The organism is Bradyrhizobium sp. (assembly GCF_050014615.1).
In the GTDB taxonomy this organism is placed as follows: Bacteria; Pseudomonadota; Alphaproteobacteria; order Rhizobiales; family Xanthobacteraceae; genus Bradyrhizobium.
Map to the genome: position 1 here is coordinate 40,601 of NZ_JBEKCZ010000007.1, position 10,284 is coordinate 50,884.

Sequence of the window (10,284 nt, forward strand, 5' to 3'; positions counted from 1 at the left end):
GCTAGTGAAGGCGTCGGCTGCCGATTCTTTCTTGCGAGGATTCCATATGCGCGCGCTTCTGCTCTGCCTGATCGGACTGATGACGGCCTCGACCGGTCTGGCCTACGGCCAGATGAAGCTCTCGCCAAAGGCCGCGCCCGGCGCCAACGAGATTCGCTATTTCACGGCCATCGACGGATTGATGGACGGCAATGCCGACGTCATCCTCAAGGAAACCCGCCAGGGCAAGACCGTCACCGCGGCGACGCTCGATGTCTGCTATCCCGCGGCCAAAGGCTCCGACCGCAAGGACCGCTTTGTCGCCAACCTCGCGATCAATGGTCAGACCTTGACCGGCACCACCCAGAGCCTTGGCGACAAATTGCCGGTTACGGTGAAACTGGTGCGCAAGCCGACCGGCGACAATTTCGAGTTCAAGGGCCAGATCAGCATCGGCCAGACCGTGACCGAGGTAGCCTCGAGCGACAATTCCGACATCAGCGAAAAGGAATTCGAGGAAAACCAGACGACCGATGACGGCATCACCGCGACGCCGAAGGATTTTACGGAAGTGTCGCCGGAATCGGTCGGCGTGCGGATCAAGCTGGACGCGGCGCTGGATTTCCTCAAAGGGCTGAAGGGACAGAACGTCGAGGTTTCCCTCGGCAGCCTTGCGGTCACATGCGACGCGATGCGCGCCGGTGAGCAGACCATCACCCTCAGCGTCGATCCGGATCGCGCCGCGGCCCTGATCGCGAAATCAAAATCATTGCCCGGTGTCGTCGCTGTCGGCTGGACCACCGGCGTGGTGGAGATGGAGCGCACCATCCGTTTTGCGGCCGCCGACTGGCGCGACGGCGACCGGCTTGACCGGGACAAGCTCGCCGCGGCGATCGCCAACGTGCTGGCCGGAACGCTTTCGGCAAAATCGTCGACGGCGGCATGGAGCGCCAACACCGGCAAGCTGAAATTGACGTTCAAGCGGCCGAGCCGGATATTTCCCGCGCTCGAACTCACCGAAACAATTGAGGTGACAGCCCTGGTGGCACCGGACAAGCCGGGCGCGTCCGACCGGTTGATGCTGTGGATCGGCAATCCGGCGATCTCGACGGCGGACGAGACCGCGGGCGCAAAACTCAATCTGGCCGATGAAGCCAGCGGCGACGAGGAAGGCGAGCAAAAGGCCGATAACGGCTCCGTCGAAGCGCTGGCGAAGGAGTTCAAGGGCCAGCGCTGGGACGCGGATAAATCGGCCTGGAAATAATACGATGCCGCTGGTGCTTATTCCGGTGGCCTCGGAATGCACCATCTCCATGCAATCGTGCATTTGACATGCCGCGTCTTAGCGGCAATGAACGGTGCCGGTCCGGACCAGGGCTTTTGGGATCTCAGGGTTAATGGCGCGCTATGATGTTGTGGTGATCGGCGCCGGCCTTGGAGGCTTGACGGCCGGTGCGATCCTCGCGCGCGCGGGACGCAAGGTTGTCGTGATCGAGCGCAGCAACTCGGTAGGCGGCGCGGCGTCGAGCTACAAGTCCGGCGATCTGTTCGTCGAAGGTTCGCTGCACGAGACCAGCGATCCGCACGACCCTCGCGATCCGAAACACAGCGTGCTGGCGCGGGCGGGCGTCATCGACGCGGTCAAATGGATTCCGGCCGGCGCATTTTACGAAGCCCGCGGCGGCCCGCTCGGTCAGCCGTTCGTGATGCCCGACAATTTCGATGCGGCGCGGCGTGCGTTGACGACGCGCTTCCCGGAGGCCCAGACCGGGATCCATCAATTGCTGGGAGAAATGGAACGCATTGCATCCGCCCTGGGTACACTCTCGCAAGGCCGCGACGCTTTCAAAAAGCCCCGCGAGGCCCTGGTCGCACTGTTGAAATTCGCTCCCGCACTTGCCGACTGGCGCTTGTCGCTGTCGCAAAAGCTTTCCAAAGTTTTCGGCGACAACGAAGCCGTCAAATGCGCGCTGGCGGCCAATCTTTCTTATTATCACGACGACCCCGCGACGCTGTGGTGGATTTTCTTTGCGATGGCGCAGGGAAGCTATCTGTTGAGCGGCGGCCGTTACGTGCAGGGCGGGTCGCAACGGCTCTCGAGTGCGCTCGCCCGCGCGATCAGGAACTCGGGCGGCGAAGTCATGGTACGCCGCGTTGCGAGCCACATTGCGCTCGACCCGCAGGGACGCGCCGGCATTGTCACCCACACCGCCCGCGACGGCAGCGATCCGCAGATCGTCGAGGGCCTTCGGATCATCGCCAATGCGGCGCCGGCGGCCCTTGCGCCGCTGATGCCGGCGGCGGCGGCAGAGAAACTGACGCAGGATTACGCAAGGCGGACCCCGTCGATTTCGCTGTTCGCGCTCACACTCGGCCTGTCGAAACCGCCGCGCGAATTCGGAGTATCGGCCTATTCGACGCAGTTGCTGCCGCGCGAGATGAAGCGGCTATCGGATTATGCGCAAGGAGCCGCGCTGATGGCGGACGAACCCGATGGGCGAATGCCGCCGCTGTCGGTCGTCGATTACGCCGCGATCGATTCCGGAGTTCCGGCTCCGCCCCATGTATTGTTGATCTGCGGGCCCGACCTGGTGTCGAACTGGGACGGTTCAGACACCGACGCCTATCGCCGCAAGCGCGGACGATGGCAGGACGCCATCGTCAGCTATCTGTCCTCGTTTTATCCCGGGCTGGCGCAAGGCGTGGTCGCGTCGTCATTCAATACCGCGCTGTCGGTCCGGCAATATCTCAACGCGCCCGGCGGCGCCGTCTATGGGTTCGCCCCGACGCCGCCACGCCCGTTCTGGCGCAGCCCGGCTGGTTCGCCGCGAACCGCGGTGCCGGGGCTTTATCTGGCATCGGCCTATGCCGGTTTTGGCGGCTACACCGGCGTGGTGCAAGCCGCCGGCACCTGCGCCGACATGATCTTGCGCGAGGGGTAGCGCGTTCAATTGGTATTGATCCGGAAGCGCAGCGGCCTGGTTCCGATGAATGAAACCAGATCGCCCTGCCGCTTCCAGGTCGCGGCCTCGCCCAGGGCTGCGACCAGGTCATCGTCCGCCTGCGCCCGCGCCGACGGGCAGGAACGGTCCTGCAACGGGCCGGGGACGAAGATCACGGTATTGCCCGCGACCGAAAACTGGCCCTTGCCGCCCTTGCACCACAACTCGAGCGTCGCCTCGCCATTGTCACCGATCTCCAGCGTCGGAAGCCGCTTCGATCCGGGCTGAGGGGCCGTCTCCAACGTCATCTCGAATCCGAACGGAAAACCTTCATCGGCGTGAGCCGATACGGGTTTGAAGGCCACCACGGCCAGAACCAATGCGGGCAGGACCGCAACCTGTCTCAGAAAAACTGTCGCTGAAAGCATTCAACCCTCTAACTATCCGGGCATTCACAGCCGGGCTGTTTAATCGGCCAGCACGACAATGACCAGATCGACCGCGTTAAAAATGCGGCCGGCAAACAAATCCCCGCAGGCCACCGGCCGCGGGGATTTTTATCGATAGGCCGAACCGGCGTTTACTTCAGGACCATCGCCGTGAACGGATAGACATAGGCCTGCAGCATGACGAAGAGGCCGACCAGGCACGCCAGCGCGATCGAGTGTTTGAACACGAAGCGCAGAATCGTGCCTTCATGTCCGTACCAGTTGGTGGCGGTGGAGGCGACCACGATCGACTGCGCGTCGATCATCTTGCCCATGACGCCGCCGGACGAGTTCGCCGCCCCCATCAGGACCGATGAGAGGCCGAGCTGCTCCGAGGTAATCTTCTGCAGATTGCCGAACAGAATGTTCGACGCTGTATCCGATCCTGTCAGCGCCACGCCCAACCAGCCGAGCAGTGTGCCGAAGAAGGGATACAGCACGCCAGTCGCCGCAAACGCGAGGCCCAGCGTCGCATCGACGCCGGAGAGACGTGTCAGCGTACCGATCGCGAGCATCGCCGAGATCGTGATCAGCGAAATCGCGCACAGCTTGATGGTCCGGCCATACTCCGCGATCATCTTCGCCGGCGACAACCCCATCAGAAAGCTGGAAATGATCGCCGCCAGCAGCATGCCCGTTCCGGTGAACGACAGGTAGGTGAAGCCGAACACCGCACCTTCCGGCGTTGGCTTCGCCGCCACCGGCGGCACCTTGTTGATCATATTGTGCAGATCGGGAACCGGATAATTCCAGGTGAAGATCGAATTCGCCCAGGTCTTGAACGCGCCATTGCCCCAGACCAGCATCACGATGCAGACGATGATCCATGGCAGCAGCGAACTCCAGAGCTGCGCCTGGGTCAGCGGTGTCTGGTCCAGCGGCTTGACCGGCGTCATGGTCGCGGCCGACTCGTCCCTGCCGCGCAGCACCGGCGACAGCCACAGTTGCTTCGGTTGCCATACTTTCAGGAACAGGATGAGGCCGCCCATCGAAATCAGCGAGGCGCCGATATCGACGATCCAGGGATTGATATAGTTGGAGATCACGAACTGCGGAACCGCAAACGTCACGCCGGTGACCAGGATGGCGGGCCAGATCTCTTTCATGCCCTTCCAGCCGGCGAAGGCCCATACCACCCAGAACGGCACTAGCAGCGAGAAGATCGGCAACTGGCGCCCGACCATCGCGCCCAGAATGTAGGGATCGAGACCGGTCACGGAAGCGAGACCCTGGATCGGCGTACCCAGCGCGCCGAAGGCGACCGGCGCCGTGTTGGCGATCAGCGACAGGCCGGATGCGGCGAGCGGCGAGAAGCCGAGACCGATCAATACCGCACCCGTCACGGCGACCGGCGTTCCGAAGCCCGACGCGCCTTCAAAAAAGGCGCCGAATGAAAACGCGATCAGCAGCAATTGCAGCCGCCGGTCCTCGGTCACACCGCCGATGGCACGCTGCAGCAGCTCGAAGCGCCCGGTTGCGACCGTGATGCGGTAGAGGAAAATGACGTTCAGCACGATCCAGCCGATCGGGAAGAACCCGGCTACCACACCCAGCAGCGACGCGCGGACCGACATGCCTGCGGGCATCGTGAACACGAAAATGGCGATGATGTTGGCAATGATCAGCGCGGCGATGGCGGCGATGTGCGCCTTGACCTTGCCGCTGGCGATCAAAACCAGCAGCGTGACAACGGGTATCGCCGCGGCGATGGTCGAAAGCGCGGCATTTCCGAACGGATTATAGACCTGATTCCACATTACAATTCCTCCCCCACGCGCTTATTCAGCGTCCCGACCGGCATGGATGGTCTGGTACGCTCGGCGCGATTGCGGGGTGTCTTTAGCAAAGCGCGAAATCGAAAGCGAATTGGGCAATGCCAATCCGCTCACAAACGCGCGAAGTGATGGCCCCCGCCCCTCGCCATTGTGACCATGCTAGGATTGACTATGAGGCTTGGACAAGCCAACGCAGACCCTGACAGTTACGACTTTAGTCTACAGACCTTCTAGTCTAGAGACCTCGATTCTTCCGCTTTACCCATCCTCCCGGAGAACTTGATCTGTGAACAACATCCGCTCGACGCTCGCGACCGTATGGCGGATCGCTGCCCCCTATTTCCGTTCCGAGGACAAGTTTGCAGGCCGCCTGCTGCTCGCGGCGGTGATCGCGATCGAACTTGCGCTGGTTCTGATCAACGTTCTGCTCAACCAGTGGAACAATCGCTTCTATAATGCGCTGCAGGAGAAGAACTGGGACGGATTCGTCACCGAAATCGGCTTCTTCTGCATTCTGGCGACGTTCTACATCGCGCTTTCGGTCTATCAGCTGTATCTCAATCAATGGCTGCAGATCCGCTGGCGCAGCTGGATGACCAGCCTCTATCTCGGTCAATGGCTGCACGACGCCAACCATTATCGCATGCAGCTAAAGGGCGATGGCGCCGACAATCCGGACCAGCGCATCACCGACGACGTCAAACTGTTCGTCGACCAGACGCTGAATATCACCGTCGGCCTTTTGAGCGCCGTGGTGACGCTGGCGTCCTTTGTCGTGATCCTGTGGGGCCTGTCGGCGGACTCCCCGCTGCACATTTTCGGCCACGAATTCGCGATCCCCGGTTATCTGGTTTGGGGCGCCTTGATCTATGCCATCTTCGGTACCGTGCTGACGCAGTGGATCGGCTCCCCGCTGGTTAATCTCAATTTCCAGCAGCAGCGCTATGAGGCCGATTTCCGCTTCAACCTCGTTCGGGTGCGCGAAAACTCCGAACAGATCGCGCTGTTGCAGGGCGAAAGCGCCGAACGGGGCCGGCTTTCGGAACGCTTCGGGCGCGTCGTCGACAACTGGTACGCCATCATGCAGCGGACCAAGCGGGTGACGGCGTTTACCTCCAGCTATTCGCAAGCCGCGGTGGTGTTTCCCTACATTCTGGTGGCGCCGGCCTATTTTGCCGACAAGATCCAGCTCGGCGGCATGATGCAGACCGCCTCCGCCTTCTCCAGCGTGCAGGGATCGCTGTCGTTTTTTGTGACCGCCTACCGGACGCTGGCGGAATGGCGCTCGGTGATCGCGCGTCTCGACGGGTTCGAGACCGCGATCGACGACGCCGCGACGCTGAAAACCCAGGCGTCGTCGATCGATGTCGTGTCGTCGACCGGCAGCCATAATATCGATCTGGAGCAGTTGCTGGTCCGCTTGCCGAACGGAGCGCCGCTGGTCTCGGCTGACGGCTTCAGCCTGCGCGGCAATGAACGCACCCTGGTCAGCGGCCCGTCCGGTTCCGGCAAGTCGACCTTGTTCCGCGCCATTGCCGGTATCTGGCCGTTCGGGACCGGCTCGATTGCGATCCCGGCCAACGCCTCGCTGATGATGCTGCCGCAGCGGCCGTATTTTCCGGTCGGCTCGCTGAAGGCTGCGATCGTCTATCCGGCGGAAGCCGGCGCCTACAATTCGAACCTGGTCGAGGATGTTCTGACCTCGGTGGGCCTGCCTCAACTGGCGTCGCGGCTGGAGGAGGAGGCGCACTGGAATCGCATGCTCTCGCTCGGCGAACAACAGCGTCTCGGGCTCGCCCGCGCGCTGCTGCATGCGCCGCAATATCTGTTCCTGGATGAAGCGACCGCGTCGCTCGATGAAGCGTCCGAGGCCATGCTCTACCGTCTTCTCGAGCAGAAATTGCCGGCCACTACCGTGGTCTCGATCGGTCACCGCAGCACGCTGGAGGCCTTCCATCAGCGCCATGTCGTGCTGGCCCGCAACGGCGATCGATGCACGCTGCAGGACCAGGGCGACGGCGGCAAACCGTCATAGCGCAAGGCTGTAAGCCATGTTTGACGCGTTTTCCCGAGGCGAACCGTTACCAGCTCGAATCGGGTCCGGGGCGAGGCCTTGGCCTGAAAAAAGAGCGGCAGATTGCGCTGCCGGCCTTTCTACAGTCTCGGGAGAATAATTACTTCAGGTTGGCCATCGCGGTCAGGTCCGCCGAGAGCTTGACGATGCCGACCGGGCCACACCAGTTGGACCCGAATCCGTTGGGATTTATCGCCGTCACGTTACCGGGGATATTCGCGTTGTAAGCGCTCGTGAGCGCGGCGCAATCGCCCTTATGCAGGTCCGTATCGGAGTAGCGCAGATCGAGCGTGAACACCTTGTAGGTGAAGCCGATGCCGATGTTCCAGGTATCGTAACTCGGATAGGGGATTCCGACCGGTGCCGCCGTAACGCGATAAAATGAATCGGTGGTTCCGAGCCACTGGCGGCCAACTTCGGCCGACAGATAAGCTCCGACACCGCTGGTTCCAAACCACGCCGCCGGTGCCGTCGCCCTGGCGATGACGGAGGCGTAATCACCCCACGCGCCTGAATTCAGGTAATTCGGCGAGTAGTATTCGTTGGCGGCCAGCGCGAAACTGTCGTTGATCGTCCAGGTGCCTTTGCCGAAGACTTCAAAAAAGCTGACGTCTTTCTTCATCTGGGTGAAATCGGGACCCAGGGCCAACGGCGACCCGGCTGGGCACACGGCAACACCACCCGGCAAGCCTTCCTGACACTGCCCGCCCGGATAGAGGTAACCCCAGACACCGAAATCGAAGGCGAAAGCACCGAAGGTCGGCCGGATACCGCCATAGACGTCGACCTCGGCGGCAGCGCGGTTCGCAAACGAGATGCTCTCGCCGGAGGTGCCGATATACAGCTGCAGGTCCTTGCTCACATTGTAGCGCGGCTCGAAATAGGCCGCGACCGAAGGCTGGTGATTGGACTGGGTGACGCCGCGGAAGACGTAGTCGCTCATGGCGGCGCTGCCGAACGCGATATCCCAGGGATCGAACGGCGCCGGCGCTTTAACAGCCTTCAGAGGCATATCCGCCGCGAAGGCCGCCCCCGTCATCGCAAGCACCGCTGCGACCAACACCATTCTCTTCATGACGCCCCCACCAGATTTTTTGTTCATTCCGGATTCGGGGGTCCTCGAGGACTGCGCGATGACCGGCGGCAACGAAAGTCGTTAACCGGACAGCAATCTGGTATGAGCCGCCCATAGCAGAAAGCAAAAAACTTAATCATTTGCATATTTTTTAATCGTATTTGGAATTGCGCCAAATGTTGTTGACCGGTGTGGCATTCGGACAACAACTTTTACGGAACCCAGCGCCGGTTAGACAACTTTGGGGGCGATCCGATCGGGTATCGGGTTCGCGCAGGACCAGGCGGCCCAACCGCGGATGCCCCGGCCCCGAATCAGCAATCTTCGCGACCCTCGATTCGCCGACCCCAAAACCAAAAGGCCGCAGCGACTGGCGCTGCGGCCTTCAAGGTAACCCGGATTAAGCCGGGCGCCCCGAGCTAGCTATGGTCATCGCCGCCGGAGGAGGACGGGCTCGCCGAATGCTCCCATGACGGCGCGGGGCTCGGTGCCGGAGCGGGAGCAGCCCAACTCGGCTCCGGTGCCGGAGCCGGCTTCGGTGCCGCCGCCGGCTTCGGTGCCGTTGTTTTAGGTGCAGCCTTCTTTTTCGCAGGAGCCTTCTTGGCGCTGGCCTTCTTGGCAGATTTTTTCGGCGCTGCCGCTTTCGCCTTTTTGGCGGATTTTTTCGCGGACTTCTTCGCGGATTTCTTGGCTTTCTTCGCCGACTTCTTGGCGGACTTCTTTGAAGATTTCTTCGCGGACTTCTTCTTCGCCGTCACCAGCTTTTTGCTCTTTTTAGCCTTCTTGCCTTTTTTCTTTTTGCCTTTAGCCATCGTGATCCTCCTGTTGCCGCCGATCAATGTCTATCGGGCTTTTCAAGTCGTCCGCCTCACAAGGCGGGGCCAATTGATCAGTTCAATCCTGGCCGGGGACCGCCCGTCGCCCAATCGAGAAGCTCAACTGTGTGCACCACGGGAACTGACGTGCCGCCGGCAATCTGCACCATGCATCCGATATTGCCCGCAGCAATCATGTCCGGCTTGACCATCGCAATATTGGCGACCTTTCGATCGCGCAATCTGTTCGCAATGTCAGGCTGGAGAATGTTGTACGTTCCCGCCGAACCGCAACACAAATGGCTCTCGGGTACATCTTTCACCACGAATCCGTTCTTGGAAAGCAATTCTTTCGGAAGCAGCGTGATTTTCTGTCCGTGCTGCAGTGAACAGGCCGAGTGATAGGCGATCACGAGTTCGCCGGGCTGCTGCGTCTTCTGCAACGGGATGTTGGCGACATACTCGGTAATATCCTTTGCCAGCGCCGATATCTTCGCCGCCGCCGCGGCGAAATCGCGGTCCTCGCGCAGCATGTATCCGTAGTCCTTGATCACCGTCCCGCAACCCGACGTCGTCACCAGGATGGCGTCGAGGCCGCCCTCGCCGGCCTCCTTGAGCCAGACCGCGATATTGGCGCGCGCGCGCGCCAGCGCGGCGTCGTCGCGTCCGAGGTGATGGGCCAGCGCGCCGCAGCATCCTTCGTCCTTCACCAGCACGACCTCGACGCCGTGACGCGTCAGAAGGTTGATGGCGGCCTGATTGATGCGCGGGGCCAGCACCTGCTGGGCGCAGCCCTGCAGCAGCGCGACCCGGCCGCGTCTTTCCCCGGCAGCGGCAAAAACGCTCCCGCCCGAGGGGCCCGGCGCCGGCAAGCGGCCGGGCGCCAGCGCCAGCATCGCCTTGATTCGGCTTAATAAAGTCGGCGTAGCCGATCCCGCTTTGGGGGTCGGCAGCAGGGCCGCCAGCGGCCGGCCGAACCGCCCCAGGATCATGCCCAGGCGAAACAGTTGCGGCCGCGGCAGCAGGAAGGCGAGCGCCGCCCGCAGCAGCCGTTCGGTCAGCGGCCTTCGATAGTCCCTTTCGATCCTTGCCCGTCCCTGATCGACCAGATGCATGTAGTTCACGCCCGACGGACA

The 10,284-nt window shown here is 61.9% G+C and carries 8 protein-coding genes; 3 read left to right on the top strand and 5 right to left on the bottom strand.

Annotated elements, in window-relative coordinates:
• Nucleotides 1-46 precede the first annotated feature (46 nt).
• Both ABR948_RS02295 and ABR948_RS02300 read left to right on the top strand, forming a co-directional pair.
• Nucleotides 47-1,243 carry a hypothetical protein gene (locus ABR948_RS02295; RefSeq protein WP_428113774.1) on the top strand — a complete coding sequence of 399 codons (1,197 nt, stop codon included), beginning with the start codon at nt 47-49 and terminating at the stop codon, nt 1,241-1,243.
• A 133-nt stretch (nt 1,244-1,376) separates the two neighbouring features.
• Nucleotides 1,377-2,921, top strand: a complete 1,545-nt coding sequence (locus tag ABR948_RS02300; protein ID WP_428113775.1) for a phytoene desaturase family protein — start codon at nt 1,377-1,379, stop codon at nt 2,919-2,921.
• A gap of 5 nt (nt 2,922-2,926) precedes the next feature.
• Here the strand turns inward: ABR948_RS02300 and ABR948_RS02305 are convergent, their stop codons facing one another.
• Nucleotides 2,927-3,349 carry an META domain-containing protein gene (locus ABR948_RS02305; protein ID WP_428113777.1) on the bottom strand — a complete coding sequence of 141 codons (423 nt, stop codon included), beginning with the start codon at nt 3,347-3,349 and terminating at the stop codon, nt 2,927-2,929.
• 152 nt (nt 3,350-3,501) lie between these two features.
• A complete protein-coding gene (locus ABR948_RS02310; RefSeq protein ID WP_428113779.1) occupies nt 3,502-5,166 on the bottom strand; it encodes an L-lactate permease in 1,665 nt (554 codons plus the stop codon).
• Between the two features lie 304 nt (nt 5,167-5,470).
• Between ABR948_RS02310 and ABR948_RS02315 the strand changes: the two genes are divergently transcribed.
• A complete protein-coding gene (locus tag ABR948_RS02315; protein ID WP_428113780.1) occupies nt 5,471-7,219 on the top strand; it encodes an ABC transporter ATP-binding protein/permease in 1,749 nt (582 codons plus the stop codon).
• 139 nt (nt 7,220-7,358) lie between these two features.
• Here ABR948_RS02315 and ABR948_RS02320 read toward each other — a convergent pair whose 3' ends face one another.
• From ABR948_RS02320 to ABR948_RS02330, 3 genes are all read right to left on the bottom strand, one after another.
• Nucleotides 7,359-8,333, bottom strand: coding sequence for a TorF family putative porin (locus ABR948_RS02320; RefSeq protein ID WP_428113781.1), 975 nt, complete (start codon nt 8,331-8,333; stop codon nt 7,359-7,361).
• A 419-nt stretch (nt 8,334-8,752) separates the two neighbouring features.
• On the bottom strand, nt 8,753-9,145 hold the full coding sequence (locus ABR948_RS02325; RefSeq protein ID WP_428113783.1) for a hypothetical protein: 393 nt from the start codon (nt 9,143-9,145) through the stop codon (nt 8,753-8,755).
• Between the two features lie 77 nt (nt 9,146-9,222).
• Nucleotides 9,223-10,284: heterodisulfide reductase-related iron-sulfur binding cluster (locus tag ABR948_RS02330; RefSeq protein ID WP_428113784.1), on the bottom strand; the 1,062-nt coding region annotated here is incomplete at its 5' end.